At 63.5% G+C, this 19,138-nt stretch carries 19 protein-coding genes and 2 pseudogenes; 14 read left to right on the top strand and 7 right to left on the bottom strand.

The genetic code is table 11. The features are described 5' to 3' along the window. Window positions 1–22: 22 nt before the first annotated feature. Window positions 23–469, bottom strand: coding sequence for an SRPBCC family protein (locus QCE58_RS15885; RefSeq protein ID WP_239295253.1), 447 nt, complete (start codon window positions 467–469; stop codon window positions 23–25). On the opposite strand from QCE58_RS15885, the gene QCE58_RS34105 reads away from it, so the two are divergent. After that, a complete protein-coding gene (locus tag QCE58_RS34105; protein WP_409014125.1) occupies window positions 459–935 on the top strand; it encodes a hypothetical protein in 477 nt (158 codons plus the stop codon). The genes QCE58_RS15885 and QCE58_RS34105 overlap by 11 nt on opposite strands. Beyond that, window positions 932–1,642 (top strand): annotated as a pseudogene (locus QCE58_RS15875) (GNAT family N-acetyltransferase); the annotation flags it as partial. The gene QCE58_RS34105 and the pseudogene QCE58_RS15875, both read left to right, overlap by 4 nt. A 36-nt stretch (window positions 1,643–1,678) precedes the next feature. On the opposite strand, the gene QCE58_RS15870 reads toward QCE58_RS15875, so the two are convergent. Both QCE58_RS15870 and QCE58_RS15865 read right to left on the bottom strand, forming a co-directional pair. After that, window positions 1,679–2,077 carry an FKBP-type peptidyl-prolyl cis-trans isomerase gene (locus QCE58_RS15870; RefSeq protein ID WP_250522327.1) on the bottom strand — a complete coding sequence of 133 codons (399 nt, stop codon included), beginning with the start codon at window positions 2,075–2,077 and terminating at the stop codon, window positions 1,679–1,681. A gap of 50 nt (window positions 2,078–2,127) precedes the next feature. Further along, window positions 2,128–2,424 (bottom strand): DUF4148 domain-containing protein, encoded by a 297-nt coding sequence (locus QCE58_RS15865; RefSeq protein WP_175981500.1) that lies wholly within the window; start codon window positions 2,422–2,424, stop codon window positions 2,128–2,130. Between the two features lie 238 nt (window positions 2,425–2,662). Between QCE58_RS15865 and QCE58_RS15860 the strand changes: the two genes are divergently transcribed. Beyond that, a complete protein-coding gene (locus QCE58_RS15860; protein ID WP_008346909.1) occupies window positions 2,663–3,910 on the top strand; it encodes an MFS transporter in 1,248 nt (415 codons plus the stop codon). Window positions 3,911–3,967: 57 nt separating this feature from the next. Further along, the gene (locus QCE58_RS15855) at window positions 3,968–4,897 is read left to right on the top strand and encodes a LysR family transcriptional regulator (protein WP_008346907.1); all 930 of its coding nucleotides are present in this window, start codon (window positions 3,968–3,970) and stop codon (window positions 4,895–4,897) included. Window positions 4,898–4,943: 46 nt separating this feature from the next. On the opposite strand, the gene QCE58_RS15850 is transcribed toward QCE58_RS15855, so the two are convergent. Continuing rightward, on the bottom strand, window positions 4,944–5,825 hold the full coding sequence (locus QCE58_RS15850; RefSeq protein WP_250522326.1) for a LysR family transcriptional regulator: 882 nt from the start codon (window positions 5,823–5,825) through the stop codon (window positions 4,944–4,946). Window positions 5,826–5,938: 113 nt separating this feature from the next. Here QCE58_RS15850 and QCE58_RS15845 point away from each other — a divergent pair, with 113 nt between their 5' ends. Next, window positions 5,939–7,138, top strand: a complete 1,200-nt coding sequence (locus tag QCE58_RS15845) for an amidohydrolase family protein (RefSeq protein WP_175981504.1) — start codon at window positions 5,939–5,941, stop codon at window positions 7,136–7,138. Window positions 7,139–7,141: 3 nt separating this feature from the next. Here QCE58_RS15845 and QCE58_RS15840 read toward each other — a convergent pair whose 3' ends face one another. The 3 genes from QCE58_RS15840 to QCE58_RS15830 form a co-directional block, all read right to left on the bottom strand. Continuing rightward, window positions 7,142–7,978 carry a bifunctional allantoicase/(S)-ureidoglycine aminohydrolase gene (locus tag QCE58_RS15840; RefSeq protein ID WP_008346903.1) on the bottom strand — a complete coding sequence of 279 codons (837 nt, stop codon included), beginning with the start codon at window positions 7,976–7,978 and terminating at the stop codon, window positions 7,142–7,144. A gap of 216 nt (window positions 7,979–8,194) precedes the next feature. Beyond that, the gene (locus QCE58_RS15835) at window positions 8,195–9,535 is read right to left on the bottom strand and encodes an SLC13 family permease (protein WP_008346901.1); all 1,341 of its coding nucleotides are present in this window, start codon (window positions 9,533–9,535) and stop codon (window positions 8,195–8,197) included. An 18-nt stretch (window positions 9,536–9,553) separates the two neighbouring features. Further along, the gene (locus tag QCE58_RS15830; RefSeq protein WP_175981507.1) at window positions 9,554–10,591 is read right to left on the bottom strand and encodes an amino acid ABC transporter substrate-binding protein; all 1,038 of its coding nucleotides are present in this window, start codon (window positions 10,589–10,591) and stop codon (window positions 9,554–9,556) included. Window positions 10,592–10,784: 193 nt separating this feature from the next. On the opposite strand from QCE58_RS15830, the gene QCE58_RS15825 reads away from it, so the two are divergent. From QCE58_RS15825 to QCE58_RS15785, 9 genes and pseudogenes are all read left to right on the top strand, one after another. Further along, window positions 10,785–11,189 (top strand): hypothetical protein, encoded by a 405-nt coding sequence (locus QCE58_RS15825; RefSeq protein WP_175981509.1) that lies wholly within the window; start codon window positions 10,785–10,787, stop codon window positions 11,187–11,189. Window positions 11,190–11,288: 99 nt separating this feature from the next. Further along, entirely contained in the window at window positions 11,289–11,792 is a 504-nt protein-coding gene (locus QCE58_RS15820) for a MaoC family dehydratase (RefSeq protein WP_008346896.1), read from the top strand. Between the two features lie 174 nt (window positions 11,793–11,966). Beyond that, complete coding sequence (locus QCE58_RS15815) at window positions 11,967–13,313, top strand: MFS transporter (RefSeq protein WP_008346894.1); 1,347 nt, start codon at window positions 11,967–11,969, stop codon at window positions 13,311–13,313. Continuing rightward, the gene (locus QCE58_RS15810) at window positions 13,310–14,707 is read left to right on the top strand and encodes an MmgE/PrpD family protein (RefSeq protein ID WP_250522325.1); all 1,398 of its coding nucleotides are present in this window, start codon (window positions 13,310–13,312) and stop codon (window positions 14,705–14,707) included. Before QCE58_RS15815 ends, QCE58_RS15810 begins: the two co-directional genes overlap by 4 nt. A 27-nt stretch (window positions 14,708–14,734) precedes the next feature. Beyond that, window positions 14,735–15,919: an acyl-CoA dehydrogenase family protein gene (locus QCE58_RS15805; protein ID WP_250522324.1), complete on the top strand. Its 1,185-nt coding sequence runs from the start codon at window positions 14,735–14,737 to the stop codon at window positions 15,917–15,919. Continuing rightward, on the top strand, window positions 15,916–17,106 hold the full coding sequence (locus QCE58_RS15800) for a CaiB/BaiF CoA-transferase family protein (RefSeq protein WP_008346888.1): 1,191 nt from the start codon (window positions 15,916–15,918) through the stop codon (window positions 17,104–17,106). The genes QCE58_RS15805 and QCE58_RS15800 overlap by 4 nt, the downstream gene beginning before the upstream one ends. A 71-nt stretch (window positions 17,107–17,177) precedes the next feature. Continuing rightward, window positions 17,178–17,927, top strand: a complete 750-nt coding sequence (locus tag QCE58_RS15795) for a GntR family transcriptional regulator (protein WP_250522361.1) — start codon at window positions 17,178–17,180, stop codon at window positions 17,925–17,927. A 19-nt stretch (window positions 17,928–17,946) separates the two neighbouring features. Then, a complete protein-coding gene (locus QCE58_RS15790; RefSeq protein ID WP_175981513.1) occupies window positions 17,947–18,741 on the top strand; it encodes a CoA ester lyase in 795 nt (264 codons plus the stop codon). A 25-nt stretch (window positions 18,742–18,766) separates the two neighbouring features. Further along, window positions 18,767–19,138 (top strand): annotated as a pseudogene (locus tag QCE58_RS15785) (electron transfer flavoprotein subunit beta/FixA family protein); the annotation flags it as partial.

Raw genomic sequence — 19,138 nt, 5'->3', positions numbered from 1 at the left:
GATCGGGCCATATTTGCGTTCATCAAGACCTACCGGGGAACGCGCCGCGCTGAATCAGGAATTCGTCCAGTTGCTCGAACGTTTCGGGCATTGCTTCGTCCATTCCCTCGATGGCGACGTCGAGCGCTTCCTTCGACGGATACAGCTCGTGCATCACGAGCAGCGTCTTGCCATCTTTCTCTTCGAGGGTCACGGTCGTGACGGCGCCATCGTCGCTTTCCTCGTTGGTCCAGACGAGGCGCGCATCCGGAACCACGTCGAGGTATCTGCCGAAGAACGCCATGGGCGCCGATGCCTCGGGATGAGCGAACGCCAGCCGATAGCGCCCGCCGACACGCACGTCCTGTTCGCACGAGAGCAGGGTCGCACCGCTCGACTTCGGCACCCACCATTGCCGGAAAAGCTCGGGCGTGGTCCACGCTTCGAACACGAGCCGCGGCGGCGCGTCGAAGATTCGCGTGATGACCATCTCGCGCTCGGACTTGCGCTCCGATGCGGTGCGGTTGCTCGTGCGGTTGTTCGTGCGGGCGGGCTCATTTTCTCTGCTTGCGACCATCACGTTTCTCCTTGCGTTTGAGTTCCTCGATGACCGTGTCCAGCGCGTCGAAACGTTCATGCTTTCATGCACTGTCGATGCTCCGGCCGTTTGCCGCCACCAATGCGATGGTGAATTGTGCGCCACCTTCTTCGCGATTGACAGCCGCGATCCGCGCGCCGAATCCGTCGACGATGGGCGACGTGATCGCGAGCCCGAGGCCGGTCCGTGTCCGCGCGGCTTGGTCGTGACGAGCGGATCGAACAGATGCGCGAAGTTTTCCGAAGGCGAGGTTCGCGGCACGCGCCGCATTCCGAAATTTCAGAATCGCTCGATTTTCGATGGCCGAGCTTTTAGACTGCGAGTTGCCCTTTCACGCAACGGAGCGCTTCACGCATGACGAGAACCAACGAATATCAGCAGCCGATCGGCGAAGCGGTAACGGACTGGAAAACGCGTGAGCGCCCGGCGCGCATCGGCATCGACGGCAGGCATTGCCGCATCGAGCCGCTCGACTTGGATCGCCACGCGGCCGATCTCTTCGATGCCTACGGCCGCGCACCGGACGGCAGCGACTGGACTTATCTTTTCGTCGGGCCGTTCGCGGATTTCGAAACCTTTCGCGACTATCTGGCGAAAGCCGCCGCGTCCGCCGATCCGCTGCATTACACGGTCATCGATTCGGCGAGCGGCAAGGCGGTCGGCACGCTCGCGCTGATGCGGATCGAGCCTGTGCATGGCGTCATCGAAATGGGCAGCGTCACGTTCTCGCCCCTGCTCAAGCAGACGCGCATATCGACGGAAGCGCAATATCTGCTGATGCGCCATGTTTTCGACGATTTGGGCTACAGGCGCTACGAATGGAAGTGCGACAGCCTGAACGCGCCTTCGCGCAAGACGGCGCTTCGGCTCGGCTTCGAGTTCGAAGGCATCTTCAGGCAGGCGATCGTCTACAAGGGACGCAATCGCGATACGGCGTGGTACGCGATCATCGATAAGGATTGGCCGCGCATCCGGCGCGGCTTCGAACGCTGGCTCGCCGACGATAACTTCGACGCGAACGGCAGGCAGCGTGCATCGCTCGCGCAATTGCGGGACGAGGCCGCTTAGAAAGCGCATCGTCCGCGATTGCGCGTGCTTCGATTACTTCTTGATCTCGAGCAGTTCGACTTCGAACGTCAGGTCGCTGTTCGGCGGAATCGTGCCGACGCCGCGGCTGGCGTAGGCGGTTGCGGCCGGGCAGGTCAGCTTCGCCTTGCCGCCGACCTTGATCTTCTGCACGCCTTGCGTCCAGCACGGAATCACGCGGTTGAGCGGGAAGGTCGCGGGGCCGCCGTGCTTGCTCGAGCTGTCGAATTCGGTGCCGTCGGCGAGCGTGCCGCGATAGTTGACGCTCACGGTGTCGTCGGCGGTGGGTTGCGCGCCGGTGCCTTGCTTGAGGTGCTCGACGACGACACCCGACGGCAGCTTCTCGGTGGTGTTGGCGGCGAACGCGGTGGTTGCGATGGCGGATGCGGCGAGCAGAGCGATGACTGATTTCATGCGATAACCTCGTTGAACGGAAGGGCCATTATATCGACAGCCCTTTGGCCTCAATTCGTCCGCGCCTCCGGGCATTCCGTCCGGTACCAGATATCGACCTGACGCTGCGCCGCATGCAGATCGTCGGGATAGTACGGGTCGAAAAATTTCGACGGATCGTAGCCCGCTCGTTCGAGCGCGGCCAGTTCGCTCAGATTGCGCTCGCGCGTCAGCGGCGCGTGGTTTCTGAGCGCGGTGAGATCGCGGCATTGCGCAGCGCTCAGATTCGGCGCGCCTGGCTGCGAGCCGCCTGCGGCACAACCGGCGAGCGCAATGGCGAGCGCCGGGATCATCGAAAGTGTTTTCATGTTGCGTTTTCCTCCGGTTCGGGGCGTCTATCGGAAGTATCCCTAGTTGAGCGGAAATCCGCTCGAACTGCTTCGCGCAGCCCGGCGAGCGCTGCAGCCGCGCCATTGTTTGCGAATCGCGAATGACGCATTCGGCGGTTCGCCCGTTCTTTTCGAAGCGCGTCTGAGTCACCCTCTGTTGCGTCGACGATGCCGCATTTCAACCACGCGGCGCGCGATTCTGACTCAGGAGACAAAGATGACCTCGAACCGGTGGGATACGTCCTACGAATGGAAAGCCGTGACGCTGCTTGCGCTCGGATTCGGCCTTGTCGGCCTCGATCGATGGCTGATCGCGCCGCTCTTTCCGGCAATGATGAAGGACCTGCATCTCACCGCGCAGGATGTCGGCAACTGCATCGGCATACTGGGGCTGTCGTGGGGCGTGTTCGCCGCGCTGATGGGCGGCATCTCCGACAAGATCGGACGTCGCAAAGTGCTGATTCCCGCGATCATCGCGTTTTCGCTGCTATCCGGATTTTCGGGCGTCGCGGGCGGCCTCGCCAGCCTGCTCGCCGTGCGCTCGCTGATGGGCGTCGCCGAAGGCTCGTTCTGTCCGACGAGTTTCGCCGCGACCGCCGACGCCTCGCATCCGAAGCGGCGCGGCTTCAATCTCGGGCTGCAGCAAAGCGGATTCGCGCTCTTCGGGCTTGCGCTTTCGCCGATCATCGCGACGCAACTGCTCAACGTCGTGTCGTGGCGCTGGGTGTTCGCGCTCGTGTCCATTCCCGGCTTGATACTCGGCGTGCTGATGTTCTTCGTGATTCGCGAACCGGCGTCGGCGCCTGCGCAACAGCAGGCCGCGAAGGGCAACTGGCGCGACGTGCTGAAGAGCCGCAACATTCCCGTCGCGATGGTCGCGCTCTTCTGCGCGATGACGGGCGTCTTCGTGCTCGGCGCGATGCTGCCGCTTTACCTCACCGACTATCTCGCGCTCGACACGCAGCGCATGGGCATCGTCGTATCGGCGATTGGCTTTGGCGGATTCGTCGGCCAGTTCGCGTTGCCGGGACTCTCCGATCTCGTCGGACGGCGGCTTGCGAGCATCGCCGGTTTCGCGGGCACGGCCGTCATGCTGTACGTGTTTCGCGGCGTCGGGGCGCAGCCGCTCGTTCTGTTCATCGTGCTGTTCGTGGCGTCGTTCTTCACGCTCGGCCTCGTTTCGCTGCTGTCCGGGCCGGTCGCGACGGAAGCGGCGCCGATCGGCATGGTGTCGACGGCGATCGGGATCGTCGTCGGCGCGGGCGAGATCTTCGGCGGCGGCGTGGCGCCCGCGATCGCGGGTTTCGTCGCTACACGATTCGGAATCCAGAATATTCTCTGGCTCCCGATTTGCGCGGTGATTCTGGGCATCGGCGTGAGCCTGCTGCTCGAAGAGACAGCGCCCGCCCGCGTGCGCGGAAAAGCGCGCGGCGTGGGGCTCGTCGGAGGCGAGCAGCCCGAGTAAGCGCATACGCGCGCTGCGGATACACTGACATGCTGGACACGCTCGAAAGGGACCAGCATGGATCGTTTTCTCAGCATAGAGGCCTTCGTGCGCGTGGCGGAGACCAGCAGCTTCGCGGAAGCGGCGCGGCAGCTCGGCGTCGCCAGTTCGGTCGTCACCACGCGCATTCAGCAGTTGGAGAAATTCCTCAATGTGCCGCTGTTTCATCGCAGCACGCGGCACGTCAGGCTATCCGATGTCGGCGAGGCGTTCTATCGGGACTGCGCGGAAGTGGTGGGGCGCGTCAACGAACTGACCGACCAGATGCGCGAGTTGCGCGCGACACCGACCGGGCGGCTGCGCATTCAGATGTTGCCGGGCTTCGCGCTGGGTCACTTCGGCGCATCGCTGGCCGAATTCAATCGACGGTATCCCGGCATCCAGCTCGACGTGATCGTCAACGACCGTGTCGTCGATCCGATCGAAGAGGGCTTCGACGTCGCGTTCCAGATCTTTCCGGCGATCTCCGAATCGCTGATCGAGCGGCGTCTCTTCACCGTCCGGCGGCTCTTTTGCGCCGCGCCTTCCTACGTGAACGAACATGGCGCGCCCCGGCATCCGCGCGAACTGCTCGATCACAGGACGGCGCTTTACTCGGGCTATCCGTCGCGCAATCGCTGGACGATGACGCGCGGCAGCGAGGTCGTCGAAATAGAACTGCCGGGCATCGTGCGTTCGAATTCGGTGCACTTGCTGCACGACTACGCGCTGACGGGCGGCGGCGTGGTGTGCCTGCCGACGCTCGTCGCGAGCGCGTCGCTGCTCAATGGCTCGCTCGTGCCGATTCTGCCGGACTACGCGCTCTCTCCGATGAACTTCGCAGCCGTCTATCCCGCGACGCAGCGGCAAGGGCTCAAGGTAAAAGCGCTGGTCGAATTTCTCGCCGAGCGGCTGGGTCCGGAGCCGGCGTGGGACGTGCCGCTCATCGAACGAGGATGGGTTAGTTAGCCATGCAACTAACTGTCCTTTCGCGCACGTCCCTTGAACAACGCGCTCAACGACGCTGCGGCCCGAACATGCGCGACAAGGCCCGCGCGAGTTCCTTCACAACGGCATCGGCAGTCGGGCGATGCAGCAGCGCGATATCCATTGTCTCGATGGCGGGCAAGCCGCTCTTCGCTGTCAGCACGACGTGATCCGGCGATACGGCGCGCGCCGGAAGCAGGCTGATGCCCAGACCATCGGCGACGGCCGCCTGGATGCCGCTCAGACTCGAACAGATGAACGCGAGCCGCCAGCGTCGGCCGATGCTTTCGATCGCATGGGTCATGTCGTCGCGATACAGCCCGCGCGGCGGAAACGCGACGAGCGGAATCGGATCGAGTTGAATCGACGGATTCGTCGCGCTGTCGATCCATCGCAATTGCTCGGGCCATGTCGCGACGGCTTCGCGGCTATTGCGCCGCTGCTTCACGAGGACGAGATCGAGATCGCCGCGATCGTAGCTGTTGCTCAGATCGCGGACCAGTCCGCTCGTCACTTCGAGCTTCACTTGCGGATGCTTGCGATTGAAGGCCGCGAGCATGTGCGTCGTCGGTCCGCCGACGAAGTCTTCCGGCACGCCGAGCCGGATCGTCACGCCGACGTTCGCGCCCGATAGCGCCTCGATCATTTCGTCGTTGAGCGCGAGCATGCGGCGCGCGTAGGCGAGCAGGGTTTTACCGGCGTCGGTCGGGCGAACATCGCCGCTGCCGCGTTCGAGCAGCTTGTGCCCCGCCATGTCCTCGAGCCGGCGCACCTTCTGGCTGATCGTCGATTGCGTCGAATGAAGCCGCGCGGATGCGGCGGTGAAGGTGCCGCAATCGGCCACCATGACGATGGCCTTCAGCAAGTCGAGGTCGAACAGCGGCGTGCGTGCGTTGGGAAGGTGTTTCATCGACCCGATGGATCTTCGAATGGGACATCGACTTCTATCACGCGCGAAGGGCGCTGGCAATCGCGTGATAGTGTTCCGGTAGGGCAGTGCGTACGCTTACCGATATCGCCGACATGACTCGTTCTCTCTATCTCTGCAATGTCCGCCTGGCCGATGGCCAACGGGTTTCCGTATCCATCGTCGATGGCCGTATCGACGCGCTCGGCGCAGATGCCGCCGCCCCACGCGATGCGCAGATCGAAGACGGCGGCGGCGCGTTGCTGCTGCCGGGCTTCGTCGAAGGTCATACGCATGTCGATAAGAGCAACTGGGGGCGTCCGTGGTATCGCAACGAAGTCGGCCCGCTGCTCACCGATCGCATCGGCAACGAACGCGAATGGCGCAGGACATCGGGACACGATGCGGCCGCGCAATCGCTCGCGCTGTCGCGTGCATTCGTGGCTGCGGGCACGACGCGTCTGCGCACGCACGTCGATATCGACACCGACGCACGCCTGCGCCATCTCGAAGGCGTACTCGCAACACGGCAGACGATGCGCGATACGCTCGACATGCAGATCGTCGCGTTTCCGCAGTCGGGCATGCTGATTCGTCCGGGCACCGTCGAGCTGCTCGGCGAAGCGCTCGCAGAAGGCGCCGATGTGCTCGGCGCGCTCGATCCCGCGTTGATCGACGGCGATCCGGTCGCATCGTTGAACGCGACCTTGGCGCTCGCGCAACGCTATCGCAAGCCGATCGACATCCATCTGCACGAACCGGGCGAGATCGGCGCGTTCACGCTGAAACTGCTGCTGGATCGCGTGCAAGCGTCGGGCATGCAGGGACAGGTCGTCGTCAGTCACGGCTTTTGTCTTGGCGCGCTGCCGGAGCGCGAGCGCGATGTGCTGCTCGATCGCATCGCTGATTTGCGCGTGGCGCTGCTGACGAGCGCGCCGCCTTCGTGCACGGTGCCGCCGCTCAAGCTATGCCGCGAGAAGGGCATCACGATGTTCGGCGGCAACGACGGCATCCGCGATACATGGACGCCGTACGGCGTGCCCGACATGCTCGAACGCGCGATGCTGATCGGCATGCGCTACGACTTGCGGCGCGACGACGATCTCACGATCGCGTTCGATTGCGTGAGCGATGCGGCAGCGCGCGGCTGCGGTTTCGCGGACTACGGCCTGCGCGTGGGCGCGCGCGCGGATCTCGTGCTCGTCGATGCCGAGACCGTCGCCCATGCGGTCGTGACGCGGCCCGTGCGCAAGCTCGTCGTTGCGAACGGACGTATCGTCGCGCGCGACGGCGTGCTGACGCCGCCTCGCGCATGACGCTCAACGCGGTGCGTTGAGCGTCAGCTTCATATGGCGGTTCACGTCCTTGTACAGCAGATAGCGGAAGCGGCTCGGTCCGCCCGCATAACAGGCTTGCGGACAGAATGCGCGCAGCCACATGAAGTCGCCGGCTTCGACTTCGACCCAGTCCTGATTCAGCCGATACACCGCCTTGCCTTCGAGCACATACAGGCCGTGCTCCATCACGTGCGTTTCTGCGAACGGAATCACGCCGCCCGGCTGGAACGTAACGATGTTGACGTGCATGTCGTGACGCATGTCGCTGGTATCGACGAAACGCGTCGTCACCCAGCGGCCTTCGGTGCCCGGCATCGGAATCGGCTCGATGTCCTGCTCGTTCGTGACGAACGCTTCGGGAAGCGGCACGCCATCGACGGCTTCATAGTGCTTGCGAACCCAGTGAAAACGCGCCGCATCCTTATGACGATTGCGCAACTGCCAGTTCGTGCCGGGCGGAATGAACGCATACCCGCCTGTCTTCAGAACATGCAAGGTGCCTTGCAAAGTCAGTTCGATCTCGCCTTCGACGACGAACAGCACGCCTTCGGCATTCGGGTCCTGTTCGGGCTTTTCGCTGCCGCCGCCCGGCGCCACTTCCATGATGTATTGCGAGAACGTCTCGGCGAATCCGGTAAGCGGACGCGCGAGCACCCAGAGACGCGTCTTGTCCCAGAACGGCAGATGACTCGTGACGATATCGCGCATCACGCCTTTGGGAATGACGGCATACGCTTCAGTGAACATCGCGCGATCGGTGAGCAGCTCGGTCTGCGATGGATGACCGCCGTGCGGCGCGTAGTACGTGTTGCTTGACATACGAAAGTCTCCGTTAGGTTCACGCCGTCGTCGTGATTTCGACGCCTTGGTCGTCCGGCTTTCCCGGACGCGAATGACAGGCGCGACGAATTTACCCGGCAGAACACATACAAAATATCGGAGATGCGCGCTATCGACAAATTAAATGTTCGAATGCAGGGTATCCATTTCCTGAATGGGGCAGCGAACGATTCTTTATGCAGACGCTTACGAAGATCAGCGAAGAACATGCCCGAGCACGATCACATACACCGCCGTGATCGCAAGCTGACATAAGGTGAACGGCAATCCATAGCGCAGAAAGCGCCCGAAGCTGACCGGCGCGCCTTCCTGCGCGCAGATTCCCGCTGCCACGATGTTCGCCGCCGAGCCGACGAGCGTCGCGTTGCCGCCGAGCGTCGCGCCGTACATCATGCCGATGAAGACCGGAATCACCGCGTCGGGCCACTGCGTGAACTGGTCGGAGAGCGCGGCCTCCGGCACGAATTCCGCCGTGACGAGATAGCCCTTGACCATCACGATCGACGCAGCCGCGACCGGCACGTTCGCGAGCACGGAAGAGAGCAGGCCGATGCCGCCGATCATCGCGAGCGCGACGAGCGCGAGTCGCGTGCCGAACACTTCATACAGCTTGAGCGACATGACTTGCAGCAGTCCCGTCTTGGCCATGCCCTGCACGAGACAGAAAATGCAGGTGAGGAACAGCAGCGTCTTCCAGTCGACGTCGCGCAGCACGCGATCGGTCGGCTCGACCCTGAACGCATACGCGACGAGCAGCGCGAGCGCACTCGCGATCACGGCGACGACGGGTGGCACGATGCGCGTCGGCAACTCTTCGCCGAGCACGAAGAGGACCATCATCAGCGCGAGCACGACGACGGCGAGCGCCGCGTACACGGGCCGCTTGAGCTTCGTTCCCGGGCTGCGCGGCGGTAGCGGCGTGACGCTGCGCCAGATGCCGCGCATGAGGATCGGCAAGAGCGGAATCACGACGATGATCGCGAGCAGACCACCGAGGCTCGCGCGCCGCAGATACTCGCCGAAGCTCATGCCGATCGAACTGCCGACGAGAAACGTCGCCGGATCGCCGACGAGCGTCAGCAGGCCGGCGGCGTTGCTGAGCAGGGCGGTGAGGATCAGCGGCGGCACGATATCGAGTTCGAGCGCGCGCGCGACGCGAACGATGATCGGCGCGAGCAGGATCACCGTCGTCGCGTTGGGAAGCAAGGCGCATAGCGGCGCGACGATCACGATCAAGAGAAGCAGGAAGCGCTTGCCGCTGCCCGCCGTCGCGCGCAGATAGTATTCGCCGACGAGATCGAAGAGACCCGTCGTCGAAAGAATCCGCGCGACGATCATGCCGCCGAACAGCAGGCTGATCGGTCCTGCCGCGGTGCGCGCGGTCGCGATCAGATCCTGCTCGTCGATGATGCCGAGCGCGATCAGCACGCTCGCACCGACGAGCGCGGCGACGGCCATGTCGATCAGATCGAAGGCGATCACGAGGATCACCGCCGAGAACACGCCGACTACGAGATAGATTTGCCAATCGCTCATGATGGGCTCGCGCGGGCGCTATTGCATCGGCGGCGCGTACATCAGGCCGCCGCGTCGGTAGAGTTCGTTCAGTCCGCGTTCGAGTTTGAGCGGACTTCCGGTGCCGAGATTGCGGTCGAACATTTCTCCGTAATTGCCGGCGCTTTTCAGCGCACGAATCGTCCAGCCGGGGTCGATGCCGAGCGTCGCGGTGACGCTCGCATCCGGCACGAGCGCGCGGGCCACGATCGGATCGCGGACGCGCTCCGCTTCGTTGCTCCGCGTCACGCCGACTTCTTCGGCGGTGATGAGCGTGAAGAGCACCCAGCGGACGATGACGAGCCAGCGGTCATCGTCGCCGCGCACGGCGGGCGCGTGCGGCTGCTTCGAGATTCGCTCGGTCAGGATCGTCATGGACGACGGGCCGCCCGGCGCGCGGCTGCGCAGCGTGGCGAGCAGGGAGGTATCGGCGGTCACGGCGCCGCATCGGCCGGAGACGAACGCGTGCTCCAGTTCCGTCACCGAGCCGAGCACGAGCGGCTTCAGGTCGAGCGCGTTCGCATTCGAATAGCCGGCGAGATTGCTTTCGCTCGTGGTCTCGCGTTGCACGCAGACCGTGGCGCCCCTGAGCGACGCGAGCGTGCGAATGCCGCTCTTCGCCGGCACCATGAACGCCTGAGCGTCATAGAACAGCACGCCCGCGAACTGCACGGCGAGCGTGCCTTCGCGCAGCAGCGTCCAGGTCGTGTTGCGCGCGAGCAGATCGACGCGGCCCGTCCTGAGCGCCGGAAAACGCGCGGACGTCCTGAGTGGAACGAAGGCGACCTTGTTCGCGTCGCCGAGCGTCGCGGCGGCCACCGCGCGGCAGAAGTCCGCGTCGATGCCCGACCAGTGCCCGGACGCATCCTGCTGTGAAAAGCCCGCGATGCCGTCGCTGACGCCGCATCGCAGAACGCCGCGCGCCTTGACTTGCGCGAGCGTGTCCGATCCCGCCGCGAGGACGGGCGCGCCCGATGTCAGCAGCGCGAGCAGCACGGCGCCGACGATCGCGATGAATCTCCCCGATGCGTTTGCCATCGTCTTCTCTTGTTGAAGACTTCCGTTCACGGCGTATTGCCACGCAGTTCATGCTCGAAAGGCGAGCGTGTGATATTGCTTGTTTCTACCCGTTCGAAGAGACACGTGACAATAAGGTTGTAGACGAAAACGGATTCAGTTCAAGCGGTCATTTACCGGATACTGTTGCCCCGCCAGGGGCTGGGAGAATTCGATGCGCGCCTTCGTCTCGCTGCCGGTTCTTGCGTTGCCGATGCTTCTCGCCGCGTGCAACACGCCGCCGATTCCGCCGGGCAAATCGGTGGACATACCCACGGCGCTCCAGAACGTCCTCGATGGCGTGTGCAACTTCCGGAAGACGCAGGCCGAGCGCAAGCAGAACTACGGCGTGGCGATCGATTCGATCACCGTCGAACTCGATCTGACCGTCGATGGCGCGCAGACTCCGCCCGTCGCCGTCGCGCCCGATATCAAGTTCATCCCGACCGTCAGTTACGGGCACATCATCACGGCGAATACGGGAAGCAGGCTGCTCGTATCGCTGAAGAATCTCGATGGCGCGAAAGGCGCGGACATGCAGTGCCCGCCGCCGCCGCCGCCCGCCAGCCCCGCTAAGTAAGCGAGGGTTTACCGCAATCCATTCCTGCTTGACGTCGGCTGCGCCGCGCCTGATACTTTGTCCGTACAAAGTGATGTTTAAGACAGGAGGCATGACGCAATGCATTCGGACAGAGTAGGCAAGCAGCGATATCGGGCGAGTTACGGCCGTTATCTGGAGGATTTCACAGTCGGCGATATATACGAGCATCGCCCGGGCCGCACGATCACAGACGCGGACAACATTCAGTTCTCGCTGCTGACGATGAACTTTCATCCGATGCACTGCGACGCGCATCACGCCTCGAAGAGCGAGTTCGGCAAGCTTCTCGTGAGCAGCGGCCTCACGGTCGCGATCGTGCTCGGCATGTCGGTGAACGACGTGAGCGGCAAGGCCATCGCCAATCTCGGCTGGAAGGAAATTCGCCTGACGGGCCCTGTTTTTGCGGGCGATACGCTTTATGCGGAGTCGGAAGTGCTCGAAGTGCGCGAATCGAAATCGCGCCCGACGCAGGGCATCGTCACGGTGCACACGCGCGCGTTCAATCAGGACGGCAAGCCCGTCATGGATTTCATCCGTACCGCGCTGATCGCCAAGCGCGGCCACGGCACCGCCGAAGACTGACCGCACATATCGCCGGCGTTGTCGCGCGCCGGCGTCCCGTTTCCGTTTCGCATACAAGACCGTTCGATTGCATCGATGCATCGGCGCACGGCGGCGAGACGGTTCATCGTCACAGTACTGGAGACAACTGTGAGTCATTACGTTAGCTCGGGCGCCCGGCTGGACCGGCTGCCGATGTCGCGTTTTCACTGGAAGATTCTGGGCCTCATCAGCGCGGGCGCGTGCCTCGACGCGTTCGACGTCTATCTCGCGGGCGGCGTATCCGCCGCGATGCTCAAGGCGGGTTTCTCGACGATGCAGCTCAACGCATTGTTCGTGTCGTCGGGCTTTTTCGGCATGGTGATCGGCGCGGGCTTGTCCGGCTATCTCGGCGATCGCTTCGGACGCCGCTCGTCGTATCAGTTCAATCTCGCGCTCTTCGGTTTGATGTCCTTCGTCGCCGCGTTCGCACCGAATATCCAGTGGCTGATCGGCGCGCGCTTCGTCATGGGCATCGGGCTGGGCGCGGAGCTGGTCGTCGCGGCGGGCACGTTGTGCGAGTTCATTCCGCCCGCGTATCGCGGACGCTGGATTTCGCTGCTCGGTCTCATCGTCAATTCGGGTCTCGTGCTCGCGACGAGTGTCGGTTACGTGGTGATTCCGCATCTCGGCTGGCGCTGGATGTTCGGCATCGCGGGCATCGGCGCGGTGATCGTATGGGCGCTGCGTCATCGCATGCCGGAATCGCCGCGCTGGCTCGAATCGGTCGGACGCACGCAGGAAGCCGAGGACACCGTGAGCGCGATCGAAGCCGAAGTCGCGCATCAGAAGGGACCGCTGCCCGACTGTGCGCGCACGCAGAATCTCGAAGTGCCGCGCGCGCCGCTGTCGGCGCTGTTTCGCCGCGGCATGATCGGACGCACGCTGACGGCCGCATTGACGGCGATCGCGGTGAACGTCGCGGTGTACGGCTTCGTCGCGTGGCTGCCGACGTTCTTCGTCCACGAAGGGCGCGATATTGTCACGTCGCTCGGCTTCACGACGCTGATGTCGTTCGGCGCACCGTTCGGCGCAGTGCTCGGCTACCTCACCGCCGACCGCCTCGGACGCGCGAAAGGTCTCGTGTTCTATAGCGTCATCGCGATCGTGCTGGGCTTCGTCTATCCGCAGATGACGGCCAACGCGGCGATCGCCATCGTCGGCTTCACGCTCGTCAGTTGCATCTTCGGCATCGTCACGCTGGGTCTCTTCGGCTACGTGCCCGAGCTCTTCCCGACCGCGCTGCGCCTGCGCGGCACCGGCGTGGCGGGCGTGTGCGGACGTATCGCGTCGATGCTCACGTCGTATGCCGCCGTGATCCTGTATGCGCAACTCGGGCTGTTCGGCGTGCTCGGCATGGTCGCGGGCGTTCTGATCCTGCTCGTGATCGCCGTGCTGAGCCTCGGCGTGGACGCGAACCAGTTCTCGCTGGAAGAAGTCTCGCCCGATGAAGAAGCCAACGCAGACGATCTGCCGCTCAACCATCAGGGAGCCACGCGATGAACGCACGCAACGACATGCAGCAGGCGCAAACCGTATCGCAACGCCTTGCATCGTTTTCGACGCATCTGCAATTGAGCGACGTGCCGCAAAGCGTGCGCGAGCGCGCGAAGCATCTGATTCTCGACAGCATCGGCCTGGCTTATGCGACCTTGAAACTGCCGTACGCGACCTCGACGCTCGCCGCGATGCAGGAGCTCGGCAGCGGCGAAGCGACGGTGTTCGGCCACACGCAGAAGCTCGCATTGCGCGATGCGATGCTGCTCAACGGCCTTCTGATTCACAGCCTCGACTTCGACGACACGCATGCACGCGGCGTGATCCACTCGACGGCGAGCGCGTTTCCGGTCGCGTTCAATCTCGCCGAGCGCGAGAACGCGAGCGGCGCGGATCTGCTCACCGCGTATCTCTGCGCGATGGAAGTATCGACGCGCGTCGGCTCGGCGGCGAAGAGCGGCTTTCACAACGCGGGCTTTCATCCGACGGGACTCGTCGGCGCATTCGGATGCGCGCTCGGCGCGGCGCGTCTTCTGGGTCTGCCGGTCGAAGCGGCGCGGCATGCGCAAGGCATCGTGCTGTCGATGGCATCGGGCAATCTCGAGTTCCTGCAGGACGGCGCGTGGACCAAGCGTCTGCATCCGGGATGGGCGGCGGTAGCGGGCGCGACTTCGGCGACGCTCGCGAAGCATGGTTATATCGGTCCGGGCGCGGCTTATGAAGGACGCTTCGGTCTCTATGCGCTTTACATGAAGACGCCGCTCGAAGCGGGCGATATCGATATCGCAACGGCGGGCCTCGGCGAGACATGGGAGATCGACGGCGTTGCGTTGAAGCCGATTCCCGCGTGTCACTTCACGCATGCTTCGTCGGATGCGGCCATCGCGCTTCATCGCGCACATGGTTTGCAAGCCGACGACATCGAGCGTGTGATCGTGCGCGTGCCCGGCCCGACGATTCCCATCGTGTGCGAGCCGGTCGCGCCGAAGCAAAGGCCGTCGAACAGCTATGACGCGCAGTTCAGCATTCCGTACATCGTCGCGACGGGGTTGTTGCGCGGCCGCTTCACGCTCGACGATCTCGAAGCCGAAGCGCTCGCCGATGAAACCGTGCGCGCCGTCGCGGCCCGCGTCACGCACGAAGCGGATCAGGACTCGACGTTTCCGCGTCACTACACCGGCGAAGTGATCGTCCATACGCGGGACGGCCGCACGCTGACGCATCGCGAGTCGATCAATCGCGGCTCGTCGGACAGGCCGCTCACGAATGAGGACATCGTCGCGAAGTTCTTCGACAACGCGCAGCGCAACGTATCGCGCGATGCCGCCGAGCGCATCTGCGAAGCGGTGCTCTCGCTCGACACGCGACCGGCGCGCACGCTTGCGCAAGCGCTCGCATAAGACGTACACACGAATACAGGAGAAGCAATGGCCACCATCGACGCCGATCAACAGCAGGACATGAGCGACTACGAAGAGAACGAGACGCTCATTCTCGACATGCTCGACCGCTTCCTCAAGACGGAAGTGAAGCCCTACGTGCACGAACTCGATGCGAAGGACGAGTATCCGCACGAGATCGTCGAGAAGATGAAGGACATGGGACTCTTCGGCTGCCTGATCTCGCCCGAGTACGGCGGCCTCGGTCTCACGACTTCGACGTACGCGAAGATCGTCGATCGCATTTCCGCGGTATGGATGTCGGTGAGCGGCATCATCAATTCGCATCTCATCATGGCGATGACGATCCAGCGCAACGGCACCGAAGCGCAGAAGCGCGAGTTCCTGCCGCGCATGGCGACGGGCGAGCTGCGCGGCGGCATCGGCCTGACCGAACCGGATTGCGGCACGGACCTTCAGGCGATCCGCACGGTCGCGAGGCGCGACGGCGATCACTATGTCGTCAACGGCAGCAAGACGTGGATCACGAACAGCAAGTACGGCAACATCCTCGCGCTGCTCGTGAAGACCGATCCGGAAGCGCAGCCGCGTCACAAGGGCATGAGCCTTCTGATCGTCGAGAAGGGACCGGGCTTCGAAGTGAGCCGTCAGTTGCAAAAGCTCGGCTATAAGGGCATCGATACGTGCGAGCTTACGTTCACCGATTTTCGCGTGCCGGTGTCGAGCGTGATCGGCGGGCAGGAAGGGCTCGGCCTCAAGCAGATTCTGAGCGGGCTGGAGCTGGGCCGCATCAATGTAGCCGCGCGCGGGGTCGGTGTTGCGCAAGCCGCGCTCGATGAAGCGGTCGCGTATTCGCAGCAGCGCAAGACCTTCGGCAAGCCGATCTGCGAGCATCAGGCGATTGCGCTCAAGCTCGGCGAAATGGCGACGCGCGTGGAAGCCGCGCGCCTTCTGACGGACTCGGCCGCGCGCGCATACGACAAAGGTCTGCGCTGCGACATGGAAGCGGGCATGGCGAAGTACTTCGCAACCGAAGCGGCTGTCGAGAACAGCATGGAAGCAATGCGCATTCATGGCGCGTATGGCTATTCGAAGGAATACAACGTCGAGCGGCTGTATCGCGATGCGCCGCTTCTGACCATCGGCGAAGGCACCAACGAGATGCAACGCCTGATCATCGCCAAGATGCTGATTGCGAGGAACCCTGCATGAGCCTGCCTCTTTCCGGCGTACGCATCGTCGCCATAGAACAATACGGCGCGGGTCCGTTCGCGACCCAACATCTCGCCGATCTCGGCGCGGAAGTCATCAAGATCGAAAACTTCCGCGAAGGCGGCGATGTGGGCCGCAACGTGGGACCGCATTTTTTCGGCGAAGGCGATAGCCACTTCTTCGAAGCGTTCAATCGCAACAAGTGCAGTCTGACGCTCGATCTGAAGAAGCCCGAAGGGCGCGACGTGCTGCTCGATCTCGTCAAGTCGAGCGATGCCGTCTTCAACAATCTGCGCGGCGATCTGCCCGTGAAGCTGGGTCTCACTTACGATCAGTTGAAGGACGCGAATCCGGCTATCGTATGCGCGCATTTGTCGGCATATGGACGCACCGGCAGCCGCGCATCGTGGCCCGGCTACGACTATCTGATGCAGGCGGAAGCGGGTTATCTCTCGGTCACTGGCGAGCCGGACAGTCCGCCGGCGCGCTTCGGCCTGTCGATCATCGATCTGATGACGGGCACCACCGCCGCGATGGCGCTGCTCGCGGGTCTCGTGCAGGCGCGCACGACGGGCATCGGCCGCGACATGGACACGAGTCTCTTCGATGTCGCGCTGCATAACCTCGCGTATGTCGGCACTTGGTATCTGAACGGCGGCACGGTGACAGGACGGGACCGGCGCTCCGCGCATCCGTCGCTGACGCCGAGCCAGCTGTACAAGACGAAGGACGGCTGGATCTTCCTGATGTGCAACAAGGAAAAGTTCTGGGGCGTGCTGGCGGAGATACTCGACAAGCCTTCGTGGATCACCGATGAACGCTTCTGCAATTTCAAGGCGCGGCTCGCGAATCGCGATCTCGTCGAACAGGAACTCGATGCGGCGCTTTCGCGCGCGACGACCGCCGAATGGCTCGCACGTCTGGGCGGACGCGTGCCCGCCGCGCCGGTGTACGACATCAAGCAGGCGCTCGACAATCCGTTCGTCGCGGAGCGGCAAGGCGTGACCGAAGCGGAGCATCCGCGCTTCGGCAAGGTGCGCAACGTGGCGGCGCCGGTTCGCGTGAACGAGACCTTGCCCGCGCGTTCGGCGCCCGAACTGGGACAGGACAACGCGAGGCTTTTCGCCGAACTCGGTTACGATGCTGGTCGGATCGCCCGGTTGCGCGAGAGCGGTGCGGTGCAATGACGATGCTCGCACCGGATGATGTCGCGCGACAGGCGGATCCCTCCGTCAATCCTTCATCGTGCGTGCAAAAGATGGTCAACGTGCTCGGTCAGCAGCCGCGCTATCTGCAATTGGCGCAGACGCTCATCAACGAAATACAGAACGGGCGCTTTCCGGTGGGCTCCACCATTCCCACCGAATTCGAACTCTGCGAGCAGTTCGGCGCGAGCCGCTCGACCGTGCGCGAGGCAGTCAAGCAGCTCGTGCAGCTCGGCATGGTCGTGCGGCAGGCCGGCATCGGCACGACCGTCAAGGCCGTGAATTCGGAAGGCAGCTATCGGCAGGTCATGCAGCAGTTGAGCGACCTGCATCGCTATTCCGCCGATACCGCGCTCGAGGTCCTGAAGAAAGAGACCGTCGAAGTGAGCGATGCGTCGCTCTGCAAGATGTTGCAGGCGAAGCCCGGCGAAACGTGGTTGCGTCTCGAAGGCATTCGTCGTTCGCCGGAGAGCGTCGATCCGATCTGTCATACCGAGGTCTATATCCAGCCGGCGTTTCGTTCGCTGACAGGCATCGAGGATGATCCACACACGCCGATCTTCACGATGATCGAGCGTCAGTTCGGCGAGCAGATCGCGCGCGTGGAGCAGGAGATTCGCGCGGTGGCGCTGCCCGCGAACATCGCGCGTCTCGTCAACGCGAAGGCGCGTTCGCCCGCGCTATGGCTGTCGCGCCGCTACTTCAACAAGCGCGGCGAGATCGTCGAAGCGGCGGTCAGCATTCATCCCGCCGACCGCTTCAGTTATTCGGAGACGTTCCAGCGCGGCTGGAGCGGCACCTGACGCATTCGAGGAAATCCGCATGATTGCACGCAGTTTTTTGTTCGTTCCGGGCGATCGTCCGGAACGGTTCGACAAGGCATTGGCGACGCACGCGCATCGCGTGGTCATCGATCTGGAAGATGCCGTGGCCATCGATGCCAAGGCGCAAGCTCGCGCGCAGATCGCGCATTGGTTACGTGAGACGCATGAGCGCGTCGTGATTCGCGTCAACGCTTTCGGTACGCCATGGCACGAAGAAGACGTCGCGATGATTCGCGCGGCGAACGTGCGCGCCGTGATGGTGCCGAAGGCCGAAGATGCGGCGCAACTCGCGGATATCGCGGCACGTTGCGCCGATGACGTCGAGTTGATCGCGCTGGTTGAGAGCGTTGCGGGCGTGGTGCGTATGCGCGAGATCGCGCAGTGCGGGCGCGTTGCGCGGCTCGCGTTCGGCTCGTTCGATTTCGGCGTGGACGCGGGCATCGACGGCACCGGGCGCGAACTGGACTATGTGCGTTCGCAGTTCGTGATCGAGTCGCGGTTTGCGGGCCTGCCGCCGCCGATCGATGGCGTAACGCTCGCGACGGGCGACCTCGATGCGATCAACGCCGACGTGCTCGATGCGCGCCGCTTCGGTTTCGGCGGCAAGCTATGCATTCATCCGAAGCAGGTGGACGCCGTGAATGACGGCTTCGCACCGAGCGCCGCCGAACGCGAATGGGCGGCACGCGTGCTCGCTGCGCTGGAAGCGAATCCGCGCGGCGCGATCTCGGTGGACGGGAAACTGGTCGACAAGCCGATCGTCGATCGCGCGCGAAGAATTCAAGCCGCGTGAACGCGGTTCAACGGAGAGCAAGCGAATGAAGGTATTGGTTCCAGTGAAGCGCGTCGTCGATTACAACGTGAAGGTCCGCGTGAAATCGGATAACACGGGTGTCGATATCGCCAACGTGAAGATGTCGATGAACCCGTTCGATGAAATCGCTGTTGAGGAAGCGGTGCGATTGAAGGAAGCGGGCGTCGCTACGGAAGTGATCGCTGTGTCGTGTGGTGTTACGCAATGTCAGGAGACGTTGCGGACGGCGTTGGCTATCGGTGCGGATCGCGCTGTGCTGGTCGAAAGCGCAGAGGAATTGCAGCCGCTGGCGGTCGCGAAGATCCTGAAGGCGCTAGTCGATCAAGAGAAGCCTGAGCTCGTCATCCTGGGCAAGCAGGCCATCGACGACGACTCG

Origin of the sequence: Caballeronia sp. LZ028, assembly GCF_031451415.1 — a bacterium.
In the GTDB taxonomy this organism is placed as follows: Bacteria; Pseudomonadota; Gammaproteobacteria; order Burkholderiales; family Burkholderiaceae; genus Caballeronia; species Caballeronia zhejiangensis.
Note: the sequence above shows the minus strand (reverse complement) of the source record. Positions and strands in the feature narration are given on the sequence as shown.